Source organism: Gordonia shandongensis DSM 45094, assembly GCF_000423025.1.
Lineage (GTDB): Bacteria > Actinomycetota > Actinomycetes > Mycobacteriales > Mycobacteriaceae > Gordonia > Gordonia shandongensis.
Genome location: NZ_AUHE01000010.1, coordinates 101,270 through 125,152, shown reverse-complemented (window position 1 = coordinate 125,152; position 23,883 = coordinate 101,270). Strand labels below are relative to the sequence as shown.

Genomic DNA, 23,883 nt, shown 5'->3' with positions numbered 1-23,883 from the left:
CGGGCGCGTCGCACTGAGAAAAACGGCAACGCGGCCACGCGAGGGCCTTCCGATGTGTGCCGGTCTCGATGACCGGGTGTTATGTGGTCTTCGCGTCGTCTTGACGCCTTGCTGTGACGCTTCCGAGGCCGAAGCCGGACCCCTGTTCGGGGTCGGACGGTGCCGGCACCTTCTGGTGGCTGCGCGTCGGTCGTCGACGCCAAAGTGTGAAGCCGACGACTGTGCAAGTATCCCACATCACGGGGTGTCCCCCGCACACGAGTGGAGAATCAGGGCCCCCGCGCGCCGCGTCGCGGGTGGGAATCAGGAGTTCAGCGAGGGAAACCAGAGAGCAATCTCACGGGCAGACGACTCGGGCGAGTCCGATCCGTGAACGATGTTGAACTGGGTCTCGAGGCCGAAGTCGCCACGGATCGTCCCGGGGATCGCCTTCTCGACCGGATCGGTTCCGCCGGCGAGCTGACGGAACGCCGCGATGGCCCGCGGGCCCTCGACGACCGCCGCGACGACCGGTCCGGACGTGATGAAATCGATGAGCGAGCCGTAGAAGGGCCGTTCGGCGTGCTCTGCGTAATGCTCACCGGCCAGGTCGGCCGACACGGTCCGCAGTTCCAGAGCCGCCAGGGTCAGGCCCTTGCGCTCGATGCGGGCGATCACTTCCCCGACCAGTCCACGCTGGACGCCGTCGGGCTTGATGAGGACGAGAGTCTGTTCAGTCACGCAGCACACTGTAGCGATGCTCAGCGCATCCCGCCGTATGAGGTCCGTCGACGGGATCGGGGCGAGGCGACTCGCGTCAGTTCGGGCAGTACTGCTTCTCGACGGCGAAGAAACCGTAGTTGAACAGATCACCCGGCTGACGCGGACCGTCGACGATGATCTGCAGGCACGCGCCGGGAGTCTCGACGGCCGCGGTCATCTCCCGTTTCAGCGAATCGGCCATCGCCTGGTTCGCCTTCGAGTAGTTCGGCGGGACGGGAAGATTCGCGATGATCCGATCCGCGCCGCGGTCGTTCATCCACTTCGTGGACGACCGGGTCGCGAGGTAGCCGAGCGCGCCGGGAGCGACGGGCATCGGCACACCGGCCTCGGCGCTCTGGTCGACGACGTCTTCCGGAGACGATTCGTGAGAAGACGACGGGGCCTGAGAGGACGGGGCCGCCGCCGACGGACCGACCGCCATCGCGCTGCCGACCGCCGCCACGGCGATCACCACCGCCCCCGCACGCGCGGCCGTCGCTGCTCGCACACGGAATCGCCGAGCGGTCCCCAGCGGACCATCACCCAATGTCATTTCTCTCCCCAAACATCTCGTCCGTGCCGTTACCGCATATCCAGCGGCGCGACGGCACGACTGCGTCGAAGTCCCCGTCCCCGACGGTCCTGCGCGGTGCAGGTCGGTTTCTGCCGTTCACTGTAACGCATGGTCGACAACGCATGGTCGACCACGAGCCGGTACGGCGACGACGGGAGGCGCGTCAGGCCGAGTCGTCCACCGGACGCTGTCCCGGGAGTCGCCCCTCAGCGATCCGGCGGGCCACATCCCGTTTGATGTAGGCGATGTAGATCCAGACGCACAGGAAGATGACTCCGATGACGGCGATCGACCAGTGGAACACCCCGCCCGCGATGACGAACACCTGCAGCACCAGATCGGCCTCCAGCGCACGCGCCATCCCCTGCCGTCCGGCCAGCACGATCATCACCACCACGAGCGCACCCAGGTAGGTGCCGGATGCGGCCGTGACCCCGCCGCCGAGATTCGCCACGATCGGGAAGGCGAGCGCGACGACGATCAGCTCGAGGATGAGCGTGCCCGCGGTGACACCGCGGAACCCCTTCCACGGGTCGCTCGGAGGTTGCGTGTACCGGGGACTCATGACGGCTCCTTACCGAACAGTGTGCGACCGGCACCGGCGGTGACCACCGATCCGGTGATGACGACGCCGGCTCCCGACATCGTGCCCTCATCGTCCTCTTCGGCGAGAGCGATCGCCGCTTCGACGGCGTCGGGCAGGAACGGCTCCACCCGCACCCGATCCTCACCGAAGATCTCGTGGGCGATGTCCGCGAGATCAGCGGCGTCGAGTGCCCGCGGCGATCCGTTGTTGGTCACGACCACCGACGTCAGCGCCGGTTCCAGCGCCGCCAGGACGCCGCGCGCATCCTTGTCGCCGAGGACCCCGACGACGCCGACGAGCCGCCGGAAGTCGAACTCCGACGTCAGGGCCGCCGCCAGGGCTCGAGCACCGTGCGGATTGTGGGCGGCGTCGACGAACACGCTCGGTGCGCTTCGCACCCGCTCGAGCCTCCCCGGGCTCTCAACGGCAGCGAACCCCTCGCGGATCGTGTCGGCGTCGAGGGCGCGATCCGCGCCCGCCCCGAAGAATGCCTCGACCGCCGCCAACGCGAGCGCCGCGTTCTGCGCCTGGTGCGCTCCGTGCAACGGCAGGAAGATCTCCTCGTACGTGCCACCGAGCCCCCGGATGGTCAGCAGCTGTCCCCCGACAGCCGTCGCCGCCTCCACCACCCGAAACTCCGAGTCCTGACGCGCGACGATGCTGCCGGCGTCGACGGTCGCCCGGAGCAGCACATCGGTCACCTCGGGGTCCTGCGGGGCCAGGACGGTCACCGGATCGACGGCGACGAGCGCATCCGTCGGCCCCGGTTTGATGATCCCGGCCTTCTCCCCTGCGATCGCCGTCAACGTGTCGCCGAGATAGTCCGCGTGGTCCATCGCGATGGGCGTGATGACCGCGATCTGCGCGTCGATCACATTGGTCGCATCCCAGCGGCCTCCCATCCCGGTCTCGACCACCGCCACATCGACCGGCACCTCGGCGAACGCGGCGTACGCGATGGCGGTGAGCACCTCGAACTTGCTCATCCGGGGGCCGCCCCCGGCGGTCGACGAATCGTCGACCATCGTGACGTACGGCTCGATGTCCCGGAAGGTCTCGACGTATGTCGCCGGTGTGATCGGTTTCCCGTCGACCGCGATCCGTTCGGTGACGAGCTGCAGGTGAGGGCTGGTGATCCGACCGGTCCGCCGATGAAACGCCCGCAACAGGGAGTCGATCATCCGCGTCACCGACGTCTTGCCGTTGGTGCCGGCGACGTGAATCGCCGGATAGGCGTGTTGGGGATTCCCGAGCAGTTCCATCAGCGCGGAGATCCGAGTCAGCGACGGCTCGATCTTCGTCTCGGGCCACCGCGTGTCGAGTTCCGCCTCCAGAGCGGTCAGTTCCGCGAACTCCCCTGCCGGGTCGTCGCCCTCTGCTGCCGTGACGCGCCCCGTCATCGTGCGCTCAACGAGTCCAGCTTGCCCCGAAGCCGATCCACCTCGGCCTCCGCCAGGTCGCGGCGTGCTCGGATCTTGGCGACGACAGCCTCGGGCGCCTTCGCGAGGAACTGCTCGTTGCCGAGCTTTCCCGTGGTCGTCGCGAGCTCCTTCTCGGCGGCCGCGAGGTCCTTGGCCGCCCGCTTGCGCTCCGCCTCGACGTCGACCGTGCCCGACGTGTCGATCGCCACCGTGGCCGTTCCGGACGACAGGCGGACCTCGACGGTCGCCGTCGCGGCGAAATCCGCGTCGGCGCCCGCCAACCGGGCCAACGCATCCAGGTAGGGACGATGGGCCTCCAGCCCCGCCGCGGCGAGACCGTCGATCGTCGCCGCCACCCGCTGCCCCGGGTTGAGCCCCTGGTCGCTGCGGAATCGCCGCACCTCGGTGATCAGCTTCTGCAGATCGGTGATCCTGGTCGCCGCACCCGCGTCGCGGGTCGCCACGTCGCCGCCGCCCGTCGGCCACGGCGCGATCACCACCGATTCGCCGCCGGTCAGCGCCGTCCACAGGGTCTCGGTGACGAACGGCATCACCGGCGACAGCGCACGCAGCAGCGGGTCGAGCACCGCGCCGAGCACCGCACGGGTGTGCGCTGCCCGGTCGCCGCCGTCCGAGATCTGGACCTTGGCCAACTCCAGGTACCAGTCACAGACCTCGTCCCACGCGAAGTGATACAGCGCCTCGCAGGCCTTCGAGAACTCGTAGGCGTCGAATCCCTCGTCGACGGCCACGAGCACCTCGTCGAGCCGGTCCAGGATCCACCGGTCGGCGTCGGTCAACGCATCCCGTGCCGGGAGCTCCTCGCATCGGGCGCCGTTCATCATCGCGAACTTGGTGGCGTTGAAGAGTTTGGTGGCGAAGTTCCGCGACGACTGCGCATGCGATTCGCCCACCGAGATGTCGCTGCCCGGATTGGCCCCCCGAGCGAGGGTGAAGCGCAGGGCGTCGGCACCGTAGCGATCCACCCAGTCCAGGGGGTCGATGCCGTTGCCCTTCGACTTGCTCATCTTGCTGCCGTGCTCGTCGCGCACGAGGCCGTGCAGGAAGACGTCGCGGAACGGCACGGCCGCGTCGCGGCCGGCCAGCCCGCCGTGGTCGAGTTCGCCGACGAAGGTGCCGAACATCATCATCCGGGCCACCCAGAAGAACAGGATGTCGTACCCGGTGACCAGCACCGACGTCGGATAGAACCGATCGAGGTCGTCGGTGGCGTCGGGCCACCCCATCGTCGAGAACGGCCACAGTCCCGACGAGAACCAGGTGTCCAGGACGTCGGGATCCTGCTCCCAGCCGTCCGGGACCGTGTCGTCGGGACCGAAACACTCCACCTGGCCGTCCGGCCCGTACCAGATCGGGATGCGATGGCCCCACCACAGCTGGCGGGAGATGGTCCAGTCGTGCATGCCGTCGACCCAGTCGAACCAGCGCGGCTCCTGACTGGCGGGATGGATGACGGTGTCACCATTGCGGACGGCGTCCCCGGCGGCCTTCGCCAACTGGTCCACCTTGACCCACCACTGCATCGACAGACGCGGCTCGATGCTCTCTCCGGACCGCTCCGAATGTCCCACGCTGTGCAGGTAGGGCCGTTTCTCGGCGACGACGCGGCCCTGCGCCGCCAGCGCCTCGCGCACCTTGACGCGGGCCTCGAACCGATCCATCCCGTCGAACTGCGTGCCGGTGCCGGCGATGGCGCCGGTCGCGTCCATGATCGTCGGCATCGGCAGGTCGTGGCGCACGCCCATCTCGAAGTCGTTGGGGTCGTGAGCGGGCGTGATCTTGACCGCTCCCGTCCCGAACTCGGGGTCGACGTACTCGTCGGCGATGACGGGGATCCGCCTGCCGGTGAACGGATGCTCCAACGTGGTGCCGATCAGATCGCGGTAGCGCTCGTCGTCCGGGTGCACCGCGACCGCGGTGTCTCCCAGCATCGTCTCGACGCGGGTGGTGGCCACGACGACGTGCGGCTCGTCGTCCGCGAGGGATCCGTAGCGCAGCGAGACCAGCTCGCCCTCCACCTCCTCGAACTTCACCTCGATGTCGGAGATCGCCGTCTGCAGGACCGGCGACCAGTTCACCAGCCGCTCCGCCCGGTAGATGAGCCCCGCGTCGTAGAGGCGCTTGAAGATCGTCTGGACGGCACGCGACAGCCCCTCGTCCATCGTGAAGCGGTCCCGGCTCCAGTCGACGCCGTCGCCGATCCGGCGCATCTGACCGGCGATCGTTCCACCCGACTCGGCCTTCCACTGCCAGACCCGCTCGATGAAGGCCTCGCGCCCGAGATCCGTCTTGGTCAGTCCCTCGGCCGCGAGCTGCTTCTCGACGATCGTCTGCGTCGCGATGCCCGCGTGGTCCATGCCGGGCAGCCACAGCACCTCGTAGCCCTGCATGCGCTTGCGGCGAGTCAGGGTGTCCATCAGGGTGTGGTCGAGCGCGTGCCCCATGTGCAGCGAGCCGGTGACGTTCGGCGGCGGCAGGACCACCGAATACCCGGGCTTGTCGGATGACGGGTCCGCGGTGAAATACCCCGCGTCCACCCATCGCTGGTACAGGTCCGATTCGTGATCGGCGGGTTCCCAGGACTTCGGAAGCTCAGTGGTCTGCTCGGCGTTGGTCACCACTCGATTCTAGGTAACCCGTGAGACGCGCAGGCGGTGCAGGTCCCCGGGTGCGTCGACATTGGTGAGCCATCGCGCGTCGGACACCCCGATCCGGTGCGTGACCAGCGCATCCAGGACGGCGCTCATCCGGAGCTCGCCGTCGGCGACCAGTTCGTCGAGACGCTCGACGAGCGAGGTCCGGTAGACGGCCGCCATCGGATGGTCGCGTCCCCCGTCATGTGCGACCACGACGTCGGCGGAGTCCGAGAGACCCGCGCAGAGCTCGTCGATCAGGCCCGCGTCGACCAGCGGCATGTCCGTGGCACAGACGAACGCGGCCGCCGCGCCCGCCTCTCGTGCCGCGCGCAGCGCCGCCGCCAGTCCGCCGAGGGGACCGCTGCCCGCGGGTTCGCCGGTGATCCACTCCAGGTCGGTTCCGTCGGCCAGGTCGACATACGCCTGCGACGTGGGCGGAGCGGCGACGAGAACGGGCTCGCAGCGTGCGCTGATCGCCCACGCGATCCGGGTGAGCATCGGCTCGCCCTCCCATTCGAGGGCCGCCTTGTCCTGCCCCATGCGGCGAGATCGCCCGCCCGCGAGGATGATTCCGGCCGGTCGGCGTTCCGCTGAGCTCGTCATCACTCCAGTCTGGCAAACCTGCGGGTCCGGCACACTCGATTCGTTCCGCTGCGTTCGCGCATGACGCTCCCGCGACGTGCCGGTCCCGGGACCGGCACTGGGTCAGGCCGACTTCTCCTTGGGCTCCTCGTCCTCCGACCGCGGGACGATGGTCGGCAGCACGTTGTCGCTGACCGTCTCGCCGGTCACCACGACCTTCGCGACGTCGTCACGGCTCGGGATGTCGTACATCACCGGGAGGAGGACCTCCTCCATGATGGCGCGCAGACCGCGGGCACCGGTCCCCCGATGGATCGCCTGATCGGCGACCGCCTCGAGCGCGTCGTGGGTGAACTCGAGTTCGACCCCGTCCATGTCGAACAGCTTCACATACTGCTTGACCAGCGCGTTCTTCGGTTCCGACAGGATCGAGACGAGCGCCTCCTTGTCGAGGTTCGTCACCGACGCGACCATCGGGAGGCGTCCGATGAACTCCGGGATCAGACCGAACTTGATGAGATCCTCGGGCATCACCTCGGCGAAGTGGTCGACGGTGTCGACCTTCTCCTTGGTCGCCACCTCGTTGCCGAAGCCGATACCGCGTTTGCCGATCCGCTCGTCGACGACCTTCTCCAGGCCGGCGAATGCGCCCGCGACGATGAACAGGACGTTCGTGGTGTCGATCTGGATGAACTCCTGGTGCGGATGTTTGCGGCCGCCCTGCGGCGGCACGCTCGCCTGGGTGCCCTCGAGGATCTTGAGCAGCGCCTGCTGAACGCCCTCGCCCGACACGTCGCGCGTGATCGACGGATTCTCGCTCTTGCGCGCGATCTTGTCGACCTCGTCGATGTAGATGATTCCGCTCTCGGCGCGCTTCACATCGTAATCGGCGGCCTGAATCAGTTTGAGCAGGATGTTCTCGACGTCCTCACCCACGTATCCGGCCTCGGTGAGCGCCGTGGCGTCGGCGATCGCGAACGGCACGTTCAGCATCTTGGCCAGCGTCTGCGCGAGGTAGGTCTTACCGCAGCCCGTCGGTCCGAGCATGAGGATGTTCGACTTCGCCAGCTCGACGATCTCGCCGCCGCCCCGCTTGTCGGACGCCTTCTTCTCCCCCGCCTGGATGCGCTTGTAATGGTTGTAGACGGCGACGGCGAGGGTCCGCTTGGCCGTGTCCTGTCCGACCACGTAATTGTCGAGGAAGTCCCGGATCTCGGCGGGCTTGGGCAGCTCGTCGAGCTTCACGTCACTGGACTCGGCCAGTTCCTCTTCGATGATCTCGTTGCACAGGTCGATGCACTCATCGCAGATGTACACGCCCGGTCCGGCGATGAGCTTCTTGACCTGCTTCTGGCTCTTGCCGCAGAACGAGCACTTGAGGAGGTCGCCACCGTCTCCCATACGCGCCATTTGGCCGCACCTACTTCCCTGTCTGCGAACTACCTCGACGGTACTCGCGCACGATGTCTTCGACGAGCCGAACTGCGGCAGTCTTGGAGATTAGTGAGGTCGCGTCCGACACGCCCGCATTCGCGATCCGGGCGTGTCGGCGCGCACTCCGCTGTCGTCGCCTACTTGCGCGCCGACTTCTTCCGGTACTCGAACACCTCGTCGATGATCCCGTACTCCTTGGCCTGGACCGCGTCGAGGATGTTGTCACGGTCGGTGTCGACGCGGATCTTCTCCGGGTCCTGACCGGTGTGCGACGCGAGGATGTCGTCGAGGCGCTTGCGGATCCGCTCCATCTCGGCGGCCTGGATCTCGAGATCCGAGACCTGGCCCTGGTAGGCGCCGCCGGTCCGCGGCTGGTGGATCATCACGGTCGCGTTCGGAAGCGCCGCACGCTTGCCCGGGGTCCCGCCGGCCAGCAGGATCGCGGCCGCCGACGCCGCCTCACCGAGGCAGACGGTCATGACGTCGCAGTGCACGTACTGCATGGTGTCGTAGATCGCCAGCATGTCCGGGACACTGCCGCCGGGCGAGTTGATGTACATGGTGATGTCGCGGTCGGGGTCCTGGCTCTCCAGGACGAGCAGCTGCGCCATCACGTCGTTCGAGACGGCTTGATCGATGGGCGTGCCGACGAACACGATGCGCTCCTCGAACAGCTTGGAGTACGGGTCGTACTGCCGCTGGCCGTTCGGGGTGTTCTCGATGAACGACGGGAAGATGTAGCGCGCCTGGATGTCCTTCATCGCCAGCGCTGCATCCGGAATGCCGGCGCGGACGTCGGCGGGAAGCGAATGTGTCATGGTTTCTCCGTAACCGTGAAGTGGGTGAGCGTCAGACCGTGGGGCGAGCGACGGTGGTCACGACGTGGTCCACCAGGCCGTAATCCTTGGCCTCCTGCGCCGTGAACCACTTGTCGCGGTCGGCGTCGGCCTCGATCTTCTCCAGCGGCTGACCGCTGAACTCGGAGTTGAGGCGGTTCATCTCCTTCTTGGTGGCCGCGAACTGCTCGGCCTGAATGGCGATGTCGGACGCGGTGCCGCCGATGCCCGCCGACGGCTGGTGCATCATGATTCGCGCGTGCGGGAGCGCGTGGCGCTTGCCCTTGGTGCCGGCGGCCAGCAGGAACTGACCCATCGACGCCGCCATGCCCATCGCGTAGGTGGCGATGTCGCACGGGGCGAGCTGCATGGTGTCGAAGATCGCCATTCCCGCCGTGACGCTGCCGCCCGGCGAGTTGATGTAGAGGCTGATGTCCCGGTCCGGGTCCTCCGCGGCGAGCAGCAGGATCTGGGCGCACAGGCGGTTGGCGATGTCGTCGTCCACCTGCGTGCCGAGGAAGATGATGCGCTCACGCAGCAGACGTTCGAAGACCGAGTCGGTCAGGTTCAGGCCCGCCACGCCCGACGTCATCGAGGGTGTGTACAGATTGCTCACAGAATGTCCCTATCTGTCTAACGGTGAGGGTCTCCCCGCTCCGGGGCGAACCCCGGCGGCCGACGCGGTGCGCCGCCGTGTGGAGAAGCTGTCATCGAGGTTAATCACTTTTGGGCCGCCCGTTGTTCCGTCGACACCCCTAATTCGCTCACAGCGGAACGCCGATTCGCGGGTCGATACGCCGGCGGGGTCGGGCGGACAGACGACGGCGGCCGGGACGAGCAGCTCGTCCCGGCCGCAGCCACGGTCATGCGGTCGCGTCAGTCGTCCTGCGCGTCCTCGTCCTCGGCCTGCTCGTCGGAGCCGAAGAACTCCTTGGTGTCGATCGCCTCGCCGTTGGTGTCGGCGACCTTCACCTCGGTGATGAGGGCGGCGAGCGCCTTGTTGCGACGCACATCGGCGTAGAGGGCGCCGATCTGGTTCGCGTTCTGCAGCTGCTGGATGAACTCCTGCGGAGCCATGCCGTAGCGCTGCGCCTGCATGAGGATCTGCTGGGTCAGCTCGTCCTGGCCGACCTCGACGTCGGCCTCGTCGGCGATCGCGTCGAGCAGCAGCTGAGTGCGCACCGACTTCTCCGCCTCGGTGCGGCTCTCGGCGTCCCACTCGTCCCGGGTCTTGCCCTGCGCCTCGAGGAAACGGTTGACCTGTTCGTCGTCGTGCCCGAGCGCGTGCACCAGCTGATGCTGCACGGCCTCCACCTCGGCGTCGACGACGGCCTCCGGCAGCGGGAACTCGACGGTCTCGATGAGCTGGTCGAGGACGGCGTCGCGGATCGCACCGGCCTGCTCGTACTTCTTGGTGTCGCCGACCTGGCGGCGAAGGTCCTCGCGGAGCTCGTCGACGGTGTCGAACTCGGAGGCCATCTGCGCGAACTCGTCGTCGAGCTCGGGCAGTTCGCGCTCCTTGACCGACTGGACGGTCACCGTGATCTCGGAGTCGGCGCCGGCGTTCTCCCCGGCGACGAGCTTGGAGGTGAAGGTGGTGCTCTCGCCGGCCTTGACACCCTCGATGGCCTCGTCGAGGCCCTCGATCAGGGTGTCGCTGCCGACCTCGTGCGACAGGCCCTCGGTGGACGCGTCCTCGACGGGCTTGCCGTCGACGGTGGCCGACAGGTCCAGGGAGACGAAGTCGCCCGTGGTGACGCCCCGCTCCACACCGACGAGGGTGCCGAAACGGGCGCGGAGGTTCTCGACCTCGGACTCGACGTCGGCGTCGGCAACCTCGATCGGGTCGACCTCCACCGCGATCGTGGAGTATTCGGGGAGGGTGATCTCCGGGCGGACGTCGACCTCCGCCGTGAACCGGACGGGCTCGCCGTACACCAGTTCGGCGACGTCCAGCTCGGGCTGGCTGATGGACTTGATGTCGGCCTCGGCGACGGCCTCCGAGTACTTGTTCGGCAGCGCGTCGTTGACGACCTGCTCCAGGATGGCCTGGCGTCCGACGCGGGCTTCGATCAGCTTGGCCGGCGCCTTGCCGGGACGGAATCCGGGGATGCGGATCTGCTGCGCCAGAGACTGGTAGGCCCGGTCGAAGTCACCGGAGAGTTCCTCGAACGGAACCTCGACATTCAGCTTGACTCGGGTCGGGCTCAGCTGCTCGACGGTGCTCTTCACGGCGTTGGTGCTCCTTAGTTCGTACAGACGTCTCGTGATCGTCGGGATGACAGGATTTGAACCTGCGACCCTCCGCTCCCAAAGCGGATGCGCTACCAAGCTGCGCCACATCCCGGTGGCCGTCGCCCGTGGACGCGGGCCAAACGCACATAGTACGGGTGGGAACCGCTTCGGCACGAACCCGGCACCGGTTTTGATGATCCGCACGGCGCTGCGGTAGAGTTCCGGGCGCACTGCTGGTGCACGCGGGTGTAGCTCAATGGTAGAGCCCTAGTCTTCCAAACTAGCTACGCGGGTTCGATTCCCGTCACCCGCTCCCCACCGGGCCGGAATCTCGCATGAGCGGGGTTCCGGCCCGCGGTGCATCCGACGAGTGACCGACGGCGCATGTGAGCAACGACACGCCTCCCACCAGGCAATTCGGACGCTCGATGCGCGGGTCGGCGGCGATTCGGGCTGGCGTCGATACAACGGTTGTGTAACGATACGTGAGTGCGTCCACGGGGGTGGCGCCATCTTGACCACGAAACGAAGGTAGAGACCACGTGTTTTCGATGAAGTCTTCGGGCCGCCGGCGCAGCCGTGCCGCCCGAGTCATCGCAGTAGCCGTCGGCGCCTCGGCACTGGCCATGGGGGTTCCGGCCGTCGCCACCGCAGCGCCGGTGACCGTCATTCCGGGCCTGCCCCCCGTCGACGTCCCCGAGCTGCCGAACATCCCGGGCGTTCCCGACGCACCGGCACCGAAGTCGACGCCCAAGAAGTCCTCGCCGAAGAGCACGACTCCCTCGAAGCCCAGCATCCCCGCTGAGCCGAAGGTGAAGTCGTCGACCGGCTGGGTCGCACTCGCAGTCGACGGCGACCACCAGATCTACTGGTGGAAGGACCACAAGTTCGTCAAGCAGATGCCGATCTCGATGGGCACCGACAAGCACCCCACTCCGAACGGTGTGTACCACACCAAGGAGAAGTACCGTGACATGTACATGGACAGCTCCACGTACGGTGTGCCGATCGACTCGCCCGAGGGCTACCGCACCTACGTCGAGTACGCCACGCGCATGTCGTGGGACGGCATCTTCATTCACGCCGCTCCCTGGTCGGTCGCCCAGCAGGGCAAGGAGAACGCCAGCCACGGCTGCATCAACCTGAGCACCGAGAACGGCAAGTGGGTGTACGACAACATCGGTCGTGACACGCCGATCGTCGTCCGCGGCACCGTCGGCGGCCAGTTCGCCGGCGACTAGTCCGCCCGGACGCCTCAGACCCCGAGAACCCCGTCGAGCAACACGCTCGACGGGGTTCTCGTCCGTCCGGCCCCTCCGCAGGAGACTCCTGCTCAGTGCAGGATCCGCATCGTCGCCTGGAGTTGCATCCAGTGGGCGAGGGTCTCGCATCCGGTCGTCGTCGGATCGGTGAGCGGCGCATACCGGTACGGTTCCGACGCATACGAGTCGTGCCGTCCGCCGGTCCGGTTGCGGATGACCCGCGTGCCCAGCAGGATCTCGGCCGGCAGATATCCGCGGACCTCGCGGGCCGCGGTCCGCAGCCGAGTGACGTCCCGGCGCCACTGGCGTGGTGAGAATCTCGTCACCTCGGCGTTCTGCATCCGCCTGCTCATCACCTTCGCGGCCGCGTCGGTGGCCCAGCGGCGGAGTCGACGAAGCGACAACGTGTCGGTGAGGTCGGCGACGTCGCGGATCAGCGAGTCGTCACTGGCATTGCAGATCACGTCGCCGGGAGCGCCGATCCAATACACCGGCAGACCGTCGGGGATCGCCGCCCCCGGTCCGGCCACTCCCCAACCGTCGCATCCGGCGATGACGCCGGGCGGCTGATGCGGGTCGGCGACCAGCCCGACCGCCGCGATCCGGTCGACGAGCGCCGAGAACACCGGGTGCGCCAAGAACGTCCGGATCACGGCCGCCCCCTGGGAGTAGCCGACGAGCATCACCGGACCGTGCACCGCGCGGACCGCACGATGCAGCGCGACGACACCGGTCGACACACTGTCGGTGTAACTCATCCCCCCTCGTTCGGCGGCCGGCCCGTATGCGGCCGGATACGGCACCCAGCGCGCGTCGAACCTCTCGTCGAGCCGGTCGGTGACCGCTCGCAGGAGTCCCGACACCTCGGTCCGGGTGTCGGTCGTCGACGATTCCCCGGTCCCGCCGACGGCGAGCACGGTGATGTGCCGCGAGGGTCGCCGGGCGGCGCCGGGGCCACGAACATCTGATCCGGTGGTGGTCATGGTTTCGAGTGTGCCGACCGAACCTGGGCGGCCGGGCATGACGATCCGAAGAGGATCCTGAAAAACACCGACTCTTGAGATGACCGCGTAAAGCCGTCAGTCCGGCTGGCAGGACGGGCACCAGAACAGGTTCCGCCCCTCCATCACCTCACCGACCACCGGGGTGGCGCACAGGCGGCAGGGCTCACCCGCACGGCGGTACACGTACGTGCGGGGCCTGTCCGGCGCATACGCGGGCGCCCCGTGGTCGTCCTCGGGTCGAACCACGTGGATGTGTCCCCGGCGGACGCCGATCGGCATCAACACGAGAAGGTCGGCCCACATCTGGTCGAACTCCCCGCGCGCGACCGCCGTGCCGGCCCGGTGAGGGTTGACCCCGGCCCGGAACAGGATCTCGGCGCGATAGATGTTGCCGATCCCGGCGATGACCCGCTGGTCCATCAGCAGGGACCCGATGGGGCGCCGCGACCGGCGGATCGCGTCCCATGCGTCCTCCGGGTCGGCGTCGTCGCGCAGCGGGTCGGGCCCGAGTCGGGCGAGCAGCGCATCGAAGTCCTCGGGCGTGTAGATCTCGCAGGCGTTCGGACCACGCAGGTCGATTCCGACGTCCTCACCGATCAACCGCAGGCGAACCTGACCGGTCGGTTCCGGCATCGGGAGCGGTTCCTCGCGGAAGGCCCCGTAGATGCCGAGATGGATGTGCACCAGGCGCGCGGTCGCCGCGGCCGCGCGAGTGCCGCCGCGGGGTGCATCGTCGTAGCGGTGGATCAGGTGTTTGCCCCATGCCTCGGCTCGACGAAACACCAGCCCGTCGAGGAGGGCGGCCTCCCGGGCGAAACGTCCCTGTGGACTGGACACCCGTACGCGCCGCCCTCCGAGCAGTCGCTGGTGGCGGCGGGCGAGGCGGTGAAGGGCGTGGCCCTCGGGCACGGCCGTCCGCTAGCCGCGTGGCTGCTCGGGCAGCGCCGGGGCCTCGCCGGTCGTCTCGTAGTCGGCGAGGATGTCGATCCGCCGCTGGTGGCGCGCCTCGTCCGACCACGCGGTCGTCACGAAGGCGTCGACGATCGCCAACGCCTCCTCGACCGAGTGCATCCGGCCCCCGATGCCGATGAGCTGGGCGTTGTTGTGCTGGCGTGCGAGCTGGGCGGTCTCGACGCTCCACGCGAGCGCACACCGCGCACCACGCACCTTGTTCGCGGCGATCTGCTCACCGTTCCCGCTGCCGCCCAGCACGATGCCGAGGGAGCCGGGATCGGCGACGGTCCGCTCCGCCGCTGCGATGCAGAACGCAGGGTAGTCGTCGAGCGCATCGTATTCGTGTGCTCCGCAGTCGACCACGTCGTGGCCGCCGGCCTCGAGATGGTCCGCGATCTGGTTCTTGAGTTCGAAACCGGCATGGTCGGCGCCGAGATAAATCCGCATGGGCAGATTGTAGAGGCTTGCCGTTACATTGAAGGACGTGGATACCCACGGACCGATCCCCTCAGTACCCGGCGTCGACGATCCGCTGATCGCCGCCCCGGCTCCGGACGAGCCCGGCCCCGACGCGGTGTGGCGGCCGCCTGCGCTCTACGCCGGTGCGCCGCGACGGCACCCGTGGGAGATACCCGTCCTCGTGTTCGGGATTCTGCTGGCCTTCGGCGTGTACGCCGTCGTCATCACCCTGGTGGCCCTCCAAGTCGTCACCGACTGGCTGCTGCTGCCGCTCATGGCGCCGCTGATCGTCTTCGTCGCGCGAGGCGTGATGTACGCCGCGAGCCGCGTCAACAGCGTCCAGATCACCCCGACCCAGTTTCCAGACGCCCACCGGATGCTGGTGGACGCCGCGGCGCGGTACGGGATGGAGTTCGTCCCCCACGGATACGTCCAGAACGGCAACGGCGCCGTCAACGCGTTCGCCTCCGGTCACGGGTTCCGGCGGTACGTGGTCCTGTACTCCGACCTGTTCGAGGTCGGCGGGCGCGCCCGCAGTCCCGAGGCGCTGGAGTTCATCATCGGCCACGAGGTGGGGCATATCGCGGCCGGTCACGTGTCGTACTGGCGGCAGTTGGCCAGCAGCATCATCATGCAGGTCCCGTTCCTCGGGGCGCTCCTCTCGCGGTCGCAGGAGTACACCGCCGACAACTACGGCTATTACACGCGGCCCGACGGCGCGCATTCGGCGATGGGCCTGCTGGCCAGCGGCAAGTATCTGCTCGGTGCCGTCGACTTCGATCAGCTCGCCGACCGCGCCACCCACGAGAAGGGGTTCTTCGTGACCCTCGTGAACGCGTTGTCGTCGCACCCGGTGCTGACCTGGCGGAGCGCCGCGGTCCGCGACCGGACGCGCGCCGGTTCGATCCTCCTGCGGCCGCGGACCTTCGTCCGCGGCATCGGCAGCGGACACGTCGCGCCCATTCCACCGCCGCCGGACCCGGGAGCGACCGCGCCCGAGAACCTCCCGAACGGGATCGAGCAGACCGGCACGTACTGACGCCCGGACGCCGTCGGCCGTCTCAGCCGGCGTCTGCGGAGCTCAGTCGAAGACCGGGTCCTCGTCCCGCGTCCGCTTGAGTTCGAAGAAGTGGGGGTACGACGAGAGGGCCAGCGCACCGTCCCACACCCGACCGGCGTCCTCGCCGCGAGGGATCCGCGAGAGCACCGGACCGAAGAAGGCCGTGCCGTTCACGTGGATCGTCGGCGTGCCCACATCGTCGCCGACGGGATCCATGCCCGCATGGTGACTGCGCCGGATCTCCTCGTCGAACTCCGTCGAGTCGACGGCGTCGGCGAGGTCGGCCTCGAGGCCGGCGGCCGCGAGGGCCTCCGGGATCATCGTTGCGAAATCCTGCTCGCCGCGATTGTGGATCCGCGTCCCGAACTCCTCGTAGAGGCGCGGCAGGACCTCCTCGCCGTGGCGAGCCGATGCGGCCGCGAGAACCCGCACGGGGGCCCACGCGGTCGCGAGCATCTCACGGTAGCCCTCGTCGACGTCCTCGCCTTCGTTGAGCACCGCCAGGCTCATGATGTGGAACCGCACGTCGATCTCGCGGACGCGGGCCGCCTCGAGGATCCAGCGCGAGGTGATCCAGCACCAGGGACACAGGGAGTCGAACCAGAAGTCGACGCGATCACGAGTGGAACCGGAAGTCTGCTCAGCCATGCCCCCATTCAATCATCGAGAGGTCCGTCGGCGGTGACTACAGTGGGGCCGGTGAGCGCACCGAACCTGACACGTGACCAGGCTCGCCGCCGGGCAGCACTCCTGTCCGTCGACGAGTACCGCATCGACCTCGACCTCACCGACGGCGCGGGCGGCCCGGGCCGCGAGCGTTTCGGATCGACCACCCTGGTGACCTTCGCCGCCACCGCGGGCGAGTCGACGGTGATCGATCTCGTGGCACCGCGGCTGGTGTCGGCGACACTGAACGGGACCGCACTCGACGTCAGCGGCTTCGACGAGTCCGTCGGGCTCGAACTGCCGGACCTCGCCGACCAGAACACCCTCGAAGTGGTGGCCGAATGCGCCTACTCCAACACCGGCGAGGGCCTGCACCGCTTCGTCGACCCCGCCGACGGCGCCGTCTACCTGTACTCCCAGTTCGAGACCGCCGACGCGAAACGAATGTTCGCGTGCTTCGATCAGCCCGACCTGAAGGCCCGATACACCGTCACCGCGGTCGCCCCGGTCGACTGGCGGGTGGTCTCCAACGGCGCTCCCGTCGGCGACCCCGAGCCCGCCGCCGGGGGCGGTGTGGTGCATCGCTTCGCCACCACCGAACCCCTGAGCACGTATCTCATCGCGATGATCGCCGGACCGTACGCCGTGTGGTCCGACGAGTACGTCGACGAGCACGGGACCATCCCGCTGGGCCTGTACTGCCGGGCGTCGCTCGCCGAGTTCATGGACGCCGACCGGCTGTTCACCGAGACCAAACAGGGCTTCGGCTTCTACCACCGGACCTTCGGGGTCCCCTACGCCTTCGGCAAGTACGACCAGTTGTTCGTTCCCGAGTTCAACGCCGGCGCCATGGAGAACGCCGGCGCCGTCACCTTCCTCGAGGACTACGTGTTCCGTTCGCGGGTCACCCGCTACCTGTACGAGCGTCGAGCCGAGACGATCCTTCACGAGATGGCCCACATGTGGTTCGGCGATCTGGTGACGATGCGGTGGTGGGACGACCTGTGGCTCAACGAGTCGTTCGCCACCTTCGCCTCGGTGCTCTCGCAGGTGGAGGCCACCGAGTACACGAATGCGTGGACCACCTTCGCGAACGTCGAGAAGTCGTGGGCGTACCGGCAGGACCAGCTGCCCTCGACACACCCCATCGCCGCCGACATCCCCGACATCGCCGCCGTGGAGGTCAACTTCGACGGGATCACCTACGCCAAGGGCGCGTCGGTGCTCAAACAGCTCGTCGCCTACGTGGGTCTCGACCCGTTCCTGGCCGGCCTCCGCGAATACTTCGCCGCGCACCGGTTCGGCAACGCCACGTTCGACGACCTGCTCGGCTCGCTGGAACGCTCCTCGGGCCGCGACCTGTCGACGTGGGGCAGGCAATGGCTCACGACCACGGGCATCAACGTCCTGCGCCCCGAGTTCGACGTGGACGCCGACGGCCGTTTCACATCGTTCGCCGTCCTGCAGGACGGTGCCGCACCGGGCGCCGGTGAGACACGTGTGCACCGGATGCGGGTCGGCGTGTACGCCGACCGCGACGGTTCCCTGGTCCGCTCGCACGTCGTCGAACTCGACATCGACGGCGAACGCACCGAGGTACCCGATCTGGTCGGCGTTCCCCGCGGCGAGCTCGTGCTGCTCAACGACGACGATCTGACCTACGCGTCGGTGCGACTCGATCAGCGATCCCTGTCCACGGCGACCTTGCGGATCGCCGACTTCGCCGACCCCATGCCCCGCACCCTCGTGTGGTCTGCCGCGTGGGAGATGACTCGGCAGGCCGAGATGCCCGCCCGCGATTTCCTGGCGCTCGTGCAGTCGGGGATCGGCGCCGAGACCGAGGTCGGCGTGGTGCAGCGCGTCCTGTTGCAGGCGCTGACCGCCCTGGAGTCGTACGCCGACCCGGACTGGGCGGCCCGCACCGGACGGGATGCTCTGGCCGGTTCGCTCCTCGAGCACGCACGGGCCGCCGCGGCCGGCTCCGACCACCAGTTGGCGTTCGTCAACGCAGCGCTGGCCGGCGTGATCCGCGACGATCAACGCGGCATGCTCCGCAGCCTCCTCGACGGCGTCGATCCCGCCGAGCACGGTCTGGCCGGATTGACCGTGGACGCCGAACTCCGCTGGCGTCTGATCAAGGCCCTCGCCGCGGTCGGCGACCTCGACGTGGACGTCATCGACCGCGAGGCCGCGGCCGACAACACGGCCGCCGGTGCCCGTCACGCCGAAGCCGCCCGCGCGGCTCGACCGACGTCGGCCGCCAAACGGGAGGCGTGGACGCGGGCGTTCACCGATGACGCCATCCCGAATGTGACGGTCCGCTCGATCGTGGAGGGCATCACCCGTCCCGGCTCGGGCACCCTCCTCTCGGGCTACACCGGCGAGTACTTCGACCAGGTCGCCGACCTGTGGTCTCGTCGGACCAGCGAGGTCGCCCAGACCGTCGTGATCGGGCTGTACCCGTCGTGGGATGTGAGCGACGAGGCGCTCGCGGCCGCCGACGCGTTCCTCGCCGGCGATGTGCCCCCGGCACTCGCCCGGCTTGTCCTCGAGGGCCGGGACTCTGTCGCCCGAGCCCTGCGCGCCCGCGCCTTCGATACCGCCTCGGCACGCTGACCGCTGTGCGACGATTCGTCGCATGGAGACGCTGCAGTCGCTGATCACGTCCCGAGCCGACGCCCCCGGGGTCGCGGTACGCTTCCGCTCCCCGGGAGGCGGACTCGCCGAATGGAGTTGGCCCGATTACGTCGACCGTGCGCGCGACCATGCGCGGACGGTCGTCGACGCCCTCGACGGCGGCCGCCCGCCGCATGTCGGGATCCTCAGCGACAACTCGCCGGACATGCTGGTGGCTCTGGCCGGAGCGGCCCTCGGCGGTTACGTCCTCGTCGGACTCAACACCACCCGTCGGGGTGCGGGACTGGCCCACGACGCGGTCCGCTCCGATGTGCAGATGATCCTGGTCGACGACGCCAATCGATCGCTCCTGCGCGGCGTCGACCTTCCGGGCGTCACCATGCGTCCGCTGAGCGAGACGATCACCGAGGATCCCGGTCCGGCCGTGAGCCGCGACCTCGTGCCGGTGCGGACCGTCACCCTCGACGACCCGTTCATGATGATCTTCACGTCAGGGACCAGCGGCGACCCGAAGGCCGTTCTCGTCTCGCACCTCAACGTCGCGAATGCGGGCGACAACCTGGCGCGCCGTTTCGGTCTCACCGCCGACGACGTCTTCTACCTGTCGATGCCGATGTTCCACTCCAACTCGGTGGTCGCCGGGTTCTCCCCCGCCCTCCATGCCGGCGGCACGATGGCGCCGGCCCGGTTCTCGGCCTCCCGCTTCGTCGACGACCTCCGGACGCTCGGGATCACCTACCTGAACTACGTCGGCAAGCCGCTCGCCTACGTCCTCGCGACCCCGGAGGGTCCCGACGACGCCGACACTCCCCTGCGGATCACGTTCGGGAACGAGGCCTCCGACCGCGACATCGCCGAGTTCGGCCGCCGATTCGGCACCTATGTGCTCGACGCCTTCGGCTCGACGGAGAACGGCGTCATCATCGAGCGGACCCCGGAGACACCGGCCGGGTCGATCGGGCGCGGACTGCCGGGCGTCGCCGTCTACCACGCAGAGTCGCGCACCGAGTGCGCGGTCGCCCGATTCGACGAGACCGGGGCGCTGGTCAACGCCGACGACGCGGTCGGTGAGCTCGTCAACACCAGCGGACCCGGATTCTTCTCCGGCTACTACAACGACCCGGCCGCCGACGCCGAACGGATGCGAGGAGGGATGTTCTGGTCGGGAGACCTCGCCTACGTGGACGCCGACGGCTGGATCTACCTCGCGGGCCGAACATCCGACTGGATGCGCGTCGACGGCGAGAATCTCGCCGCGGCCCCCGTCGAACGGATCCTCACCCGCCTCGAAGCGGTGAGCCAGGTGGCCGTCTACGGGGTCCCGGACCGCGACGGCGTCGGCGATCAGGCGATGGCCGCCCTCGTCCTCCGTGACGGAGCGACCCTCACCCCCGGCGAGTTCTCCGCATTCCTGGCCGCGCAGGACGACCTGTCGCCGAAGGCGTGGCCGCGATACGTCCGACTGGCCGGACGCCTGCCGACGACCGCGACGAACAAGATCCTCAAACGCACGCTGGTCGCCCAGGCGCTGCAGGCCGACGGCGACGTCCTGTGGCACCGCCCCGACCGCCGCCGCGAGTACACCGTGTGGTGACCCGGCGACGCCTGCGACCTCCCCGACGCCTGCGATCTCCCCGACGCCTGCGATCCGGAAACGGCTGCGGCCTCGGACCGATCGGTCCGAGGCCGCAGCCGTGTTCACGAGTCGAGTCAGGGGCGATCGACGGCGGTCGCCATCACGCGGAGCGCCGAGATCAGCCCGTCGATGAGCTGATTCTGCTTGAACGCGGACAGCGCCGCGGACACTCCCAGCTCGGCGACGCGGTCGTTCACGCGACCCGCCACATCCGAGCCCGAGACGACGGCCACGTCGTGCGCGTTCGGCGACACCGCGATGAGCGCCGCGTGAGCGGGCTCCGGTGCCTGTGCCAGGATCTCCCGCGCACCGGCCACCGCGTCGGCGCCGAGGTCGCCGATGTACACCGAGAAACGGACGTGCGCCACCTCGCTCGCCTGGCTGAGGGCGTCGTCGAGGGCGATCAGCTCGTCGCGGGTGAACGGAGGGGTGCCGAAGCCGTCACCCGGGAACAGGGCCGCCGAGATGCGGCCGCTGGACGTCACCACGGTGCCCAGCGGCAGCGAACCCTGCTGCTGCGGGGCGACGGACGTGTCGTTCTGAGTCAGGTCACCACTTGCCACTTGCCGAACCTCCCTCGACGTCAGCCGGCTCGAACGGCCGACTCAGTGCCATCGGCGAGATCTCCGTGGCGCTGAAGAGCGTGGGACCGTGATCCCAGCTCTGGTCCAGCGTGTACTCGGGATTCTTCGGCCGCTTCATTCCGAATGCGAACGCCATCGAGATGACACAGAGAGCTACCGCGATGATGCACAGCACCACCACTGTCATTCCGACGGGGACAACCAGCTGGTCCACACGCCACCCTTTCGACTCGCGCTCTTTCAGCCAAGCGCAGACCTGCCGTGTGCAAGTCACTGCAACCAATTTAACGCACCACCCCCACCCGTGTCGCCGGTGGGCCTACACAGTGTCGTAGATGCCTCCCGGCGGGGGTCGTAGATGCCTCCCGGCGGGGGTCGCAGCCGCCTCCCGGCGGGCCACGGCGCCGGTCGTCGGCACGCCGCAGCAGCCGGGAGACGGCCCTCCACCACGCGATCATGGACAATAGGGACCGTGAGCACGTTTTACGAGGAGGTCGGCGGACACGAGACGTTCCGCCGACTCACCGCGCGATTCTACGAGGAAGTCGCTCGCGATGAGATCCTGAAGCCGATGTACCCCGAAGAAGACCTCGGACCCGCCGAGCGTCGTCTGCGGATGTTCCTCGAACAGTACTGGGGCGGCCCCCACACCTACAGCGAGGAACGCGGTCACCCCCGATTGCGAATGCGTCACGTCCCGTACACGATCGGCCCGATCGAGCGGGACGCCTGGTTACGGTGCATGCACATCGCGATCGCGTCCATCGAGCCCGCCGTGCTCGACGACGACCATCGCGAAGCGCTGACGAACTACATGAACATGGCTGCCGAGACGCTGGTCAACAGCCCCTACTGATGCAGACGAGGACGGTGCAGAGCCGCATGGACACAGAGCAGAGCATGAGCGCGCCGACCGGAAGCGACGCCGACGCCTGGTGGCGATCAGCAGTCGTCTACCAGATCTACCCGCGGTCGTTCTCCGATCTGTCCGGCGACGGCGTCGGCGATCTCGCCGGGATCATCGACAAGCTCGGCTACCTCGAACTCCTGGGCGTCGACGCCGTCTGGCTCTCCCCGATCATGCGCTCCCCGATGGCCGACCACGGATACGACGTCTCCGACCCGCGCGACATCGACCCGCTGTTCGGCGACCTCGCGACGTTCGACGAACTGGTCCGCAGCGCCCACGACCGCGACATCCGCGTGACGATGGACCTCGTCCCCAACCACACCAGCGACCAGCACCCGTGGTTCACGGACGCCCTGCGCTCCGGCCCCGGCAGCGCGGCACGCGCCCGATACATCTTCGCGGACGGCCGCGGCCCCGACGGCTCCACGCCGCCGAACAACTGGACCAGCGTGTTCGGCGGTTCGGCGTGGTCGCGGATCCGCGAGTCCGACGGGACTCCCGGGCAGTGGTACCTGCACCTGTTCGCACCCGAGCAACCCGACCTCAACTGGGAGAACCCCGAGGTTCTCGCCGACCTGCAGGCCACCATGAGGTTCTGGCTCGACCGCGGCGTCGACGGATTCCGCATCGACGTGGCGCACGGCATGGCGAAACCCGAGGGTCTGCCCGACATGGCCGAATCCGTGGAGATTCTGCGGCACACCGACGACGATCCCCGGTTCAACAACGAGGGCGTCCACGACATCCACCGCAGCATCCGCTCTGTGATGGACGAGTACCCCGGCACCTTCAACGTCGGCGAAGTCTGGGTCTCGTCGCCCGAGGAGTTCGCCAAATACGTCCGCTCCGACGAACTGCACCTGGGATTCAACTTCGCCTTGGCGACCGTCGACTTCGACGCCGCCCAGATCCGCGAGGCTGTCGACACGTCCCTGGCCGCCACCGCATCCGTCGGCGCCGTCCCCACCTGGACGCTCTCGAACCACGACGTCCCGCGTGAGGTCAGCCGCTACGCACCCGACGGCGATCTCGCCACCGGCATCTCCCGGGCACGCGCCATGATCATGTTCGAGCTGGCGCTGCCCGGCACCGCGTTCATCTACAACGGCGCCGAACTCGGTCTACCGGACGTCGACCTGCCCGACGACGCACTCGTCGACCCCGTATGGGAGAACTCCGGCTACACCGACCGCGGTCGCGACGGCTGTCGCGTCCCGCTCCCCTGGGAGGGCGACGAACCGCCCTTCGGGTTCAGCAGCACCGGCGACACGTGGCTGCCGATGCCCGCCGCCTGGCGCCCCCTGACCGTCGAAGCGCAACTCGAGGACATCTATTCGACCCTCTCGCTCTACCGGCAGGCGATCGAACTGCGGTACGCGCGCCTGGAGTTCTCCGGCGACACCGTCCAGTGGTACGGCGCCCCCGACGGCTGCCTCGCCTTCCGTCGACCCGGCGGCCTGATCTGCGCCCTCAACGCCTCCGACCAGCCGGTCCCCCTGCCCCCCGGGCAGATCCTGCTGGTCAGCACGCCCCTGGAGAAGGGGCTGCTGGCTCCGAACGCCGCGGCCTGGCTCGTCTGACGACCGGCGCGAGCCGGTGAGGACTGCAGCCCCACAGGGCTGGCCCCTTCACAACACTGGCCCCT

22 protein-coding genes and 2 tRNA genes are annotated in these 23,883 nt (G+C 68.4%); 7 read left to right on the top strand and 17 right to left on the bottom strand.

The genetic code is table 11. The features are described 5' to 3' along the window. Window positions 1-303: 303 nt before the first annotated feature. The 11 genes from ndk to G528_RS0110320 all read right to left on the bottom strand — a co-directional run bounded on the left by ndk (window position 304) and on the right by G528_RS0110320 (window position 11,178). Window positions 304-720: a nucleoside-diphosphate kinase gene (gene ndk / locus G528_RS0110370; protein ID WP_026918906.1), complete on the bottom strand. Its 417-nt coding sequence runs from the start codon at window positions 718-720 to the stop codon at window positions 304-306. A 76-nt stretch (window positions 721-796) separates the two neighbouring features. Next, window positions 797-1,294, bottom strand: coding sequence for a hypothetical protein (locus tag G528_RS0110365; protein WP_051198657.1), 498 nt, complete (start codon window positions 1,292-1,294; stop codon window positions 797-799). A 184-nt stretch (window positions 1,295-1,478) separates the two neighbouring features. Next, the gene (locus G528_RS0110360) at window positions 1,479-1,880 is read right to left on the bottom strand and encodes a DUF4233 domain-containing protein (protein ID WP_026918904.1); all 402 of its coding nucleotides are present in this window, start codon (window positions 1,878-1,880) and stop codon (window positions 1,479-1,481) included. After that, window positions 1,877-3,301 (bottom strand): bifunctional tetrahydrofolate synthase/dihydrofolate synthase, encoded by a 1,425-nt coding sequence (folC, locus tag G528_RS0110355; protein ID WP_026918903.1) that lies wholly within the window; start codon window positions 3,299-3,301, stop codon window positions 1,877-1,879. The genes G528_RS0110360 and folC overlap by 4 nt, the downstream gene beginning before the upstream one ends. Then, complete coding sequence (locus tag G528_RS0110350; protein WP_026918902.1) at window positions 3,298-5,961, bottom strand: valine--tRNA ligase; 2,664 nt, start codon at window positions 5,959-5,961, stop codon at window positions 3,298-3,300. The genes folC and G528_RS0110350 overlap by 4 nt, the downstream gene beginning before the upstream one ends. A gap of 9 nt (window positions 5,962-5,970) precedes the next feature. Further along, window positions 5,971-6,582, bottom strand: a complete 612-nt coding sequence (locus G528_RS0110345; RefSeq protein ID WP_026918901.1) for a molybdenum cofactor guanylyltransferase — start codon at window positions 6,580-6,582, stop codon at window positions 5,971-5,973. 102 nt (window positions 6,583-6,684) lie between these two features. Continuing rightward, window positions 6,685-7,971, bottom strand: coding sequence for an ATP-dependent Clp protease ATP-binding subunit ClpX (gene clpX / locus G528_RS0110340; RefSeq protein WP_026918900.1), 1,287 nt, complete (start codon window positions 7,969-7,971; stop codon window positions 6,685-6,687). A gap of 161 nt (window positions 7,972-8,132) precedes the next feature. Then, window positions 8,133-8,813: an ATP-dependent Clp protease proteolytic subunit gene (locus tag G528_RS0110335; RefSeq protein WP_026918899.1), complete on the bottom strand. Its 681-nt coding sequence runs from the start codon at window positions 8,811-8,813 to the stop codon at window positions 8,133-8,135. A gap of 31 nt (window positions 8,814-8,844) precedes the next feature. Continuing rightward, a complete protein-coding gene (locus G528_RS0110330; RefSeq protein ID WP_035719690.1) occupies window positions 8,845-9,423 on the bottom strand; it encodes an ATP-dependent Clp protease proteolytic subunit in 579 nt (192 codons plus the stop codon). Between the two features lie 284 nt (window positions 9,424-9,707). Beyond that, window positions 9,708-11,063, bottom strand: coding sequence for a trigger factor (gene tig, locus G528_RS0110325; protein ID WP_026918897.1), 1,356 nt, complete (start codon window positions 11,061-11,063; stop codon window positions 9,708-9,710). Window positions 11,064-11,104: 41 nt separating this feature from the next. Next, window positions 11,105-11,178, bottom strand: a tRNA-Pro gene (locus G528_RS0110320). Between the two features lie 130 nt (window positions 11,179-11,308). On the opposite strand from G528_RS0110320, the gene G528_RS0110315 reads away from it, so the two are divergent. Beyond that, a tRNA-Gly gene (locus G528_RS0110315) sits at window positions 11,309-11,379 on the top strand. 229 nt (window positions 11,380-11,608) lie between these two features. Continuing rightward, window positions 11,609-12,307 (top strand): L,D-transpeptidase, encoded by a 699-nt coding sequence (locus tag G528_RS0110310; RefSeq protein ID WP_026918896.1) that lies wholly within the window; start codon window positions 11,609-11,611, stop codon window positions 12,305-12,307. Window positions 12,308-12,399: 92 nt separating this feature from the next. Here the strand turns inward: G528_RS0110310 and G528_RS0110305 are convergent, their stop codons facing one another. The 3 genes from G528_RS0110305 to G528_RS0110295 all read right to left on the bottom strand — a co-directional run bounded on the left by G528_RS0110305 (window position 12,400) and on the right by G528_RS0110295 (window position 14,733). Further along, window positions 12,400-13,311: a PE-PPE domain-containing protein gene (locus G528_RS0110305; protein WP_051198655.1), complete on the bottom strand. Its 912-nt coding sequence runs from the start codon at window positions 13,309-13,311 to the stop codon at window positions 12,400-12,402. Window positions 13,312-13,407: 96 nt separating this feature from the next. Continuing rightward, entirely contained in the window at window positions 13,408-14,241 is an 834-nt protein-coding gene (locus tag G528_RS0110300; protein WP_026918894.1) for an Fpg/Nei family DNA glycosylase, read from the bottom strand. Between the two features lie 9 nt (window positions 14,242-14,250). After that, entirely contained in the window at window positions 14,251-14,733 is a 483-nt protein-coding gene (locus G528_RS0110295) for a ribose-5-phosphate isomerase (RefSeq protein ID WP_026918893.1), read from the bottom strand. A 37-nt stretch (window positions 14,734-14,770) separates the two neighbouring features. On the opposite strand from G528_RS0110295, the gene G528_RS0110290 reads away from it, so the two are divergent. Continuing rightward, complete coding sequence (locus G528_RS0110290; protein ID WP_026918892.1) at window positions 14,771-15,784, top strand: M48 family metallopeptidase; 1,014 nt, start codon at window positions 14,771-14,773, stop codon at window positions 15,782-15,784. 42 nt (window positions 15,785-15,826) lie between these two features. On the opposite strand, the gene G528_RS0110285 is transcribed toward G528_RS0110290, so the two are convergent. Further along, window positions 15,827-16,453, bottom strand: coding sequence for a mycothiol-dependent nitroreductase Rv2466c family protein (locus G528_RS0110285; protein WP_026918891.1), 627 nt, complete (start codon window positions 16,451-16,453; stop codon window positions 15,827-15,829). 51 nt (window positions 16,454-16,504) lie between these two features. Here G528_RS0110285 and pepN point away from each other — a divergent pair, with 51 nt between their 5' ends. Beyond that, a complete protein-coding gene (gene pepN / locus G528_RS0110280) occupies window positions 16,505-19,087 on the top strand; it encodes an aminopeptidase N (RefSeq protein WP_026918890.1) in 2,583 nt (860 codons plus the stop codon). Window positions 19,088-19,109: 22 nt separating this feature from the next. Beyond that, window positions 19,110-20,702 carry a fatty-acid--CoA ligase FadD1 gene (fadD1, locus tag G528_RS17155; protein ID WP_035719664.1) on the top strand — a complete coding sequence of 531 codons (1,593 nt, stop codon included), beginning with the start codon at window positions 19,110-19,112 and terminating at the stop codon, window positions 20,700-20,702. 116 nt (window positions 20,703-20,818) lie between these two features. Here the strand turns inward: fadD1 and G528_RS0110270 are convergent, their stop codons facing one another. Then, window positions 20,819-21,307, bottom strand: a complete 489-nt coding sequence (locus G528_RS0110270; RefSeq protein ID WP_026918889.1) for a DUF5130 domain-containing protein — start codon at window positions 21,305-21,307, stop codon at window positions 20,819-20,821. Next, the gene (gene ctaJ / locus G528_RS0110265) at window positions 21,294-21,542 is read right to left on the bottom strand and encodes an aa3-type cytochrome oxidase subunit CtaJ (protein ID WP_026918888.1); all 249 of its coding nucleotides are present in this window, start codon (window positions 21,540-21,542) and stop codon (window positions 21,294-21,296) included. The genes G528_RS0110270 and ctaJ overlap by 14 nt, the downstream gene beginning before the upstream one ends. A 249-nt stretch (window positions 21,543-21,791) precedes the next feature. Between ctaJ and G528_RS0110260 the strand changes: the two genes are divergently transcribed. Both G528_RS0110260 and G528_RS0110255 read left to right on the top strand, forming a co-directional pair. After that, window positions 21,792-22,184 carry a globin gene (locus tag G528_RS0110260; RefSeq protein ID WP_026918887.1) on the top strand — a complete coding sequence of 131 codons (393 nt, stop codon included), beginning with the start codon at window positions 21,792-21,794 and terminating at the stop codon, window positions 22,182-22,184. Between the two features lie 44 nt (window positions 22,185-22,228). Continuing rightward, window positions 22,229-23,818 carry a glycoside hydrolase family 13 protein gene (locus G528_RS0110255; RefSeq protein ID WP_026918886.1) on the top strand — a complete coding sequence of 530 codons (1,590 nt, stop codon included), beginning with the start codon at window positions 22,229-22,231 and terminating at the stop codon, window positions 23,816-23,818. The last annotated feature ends 65 nt before the right edge of the window (window positions 23,819-23,883 follow it).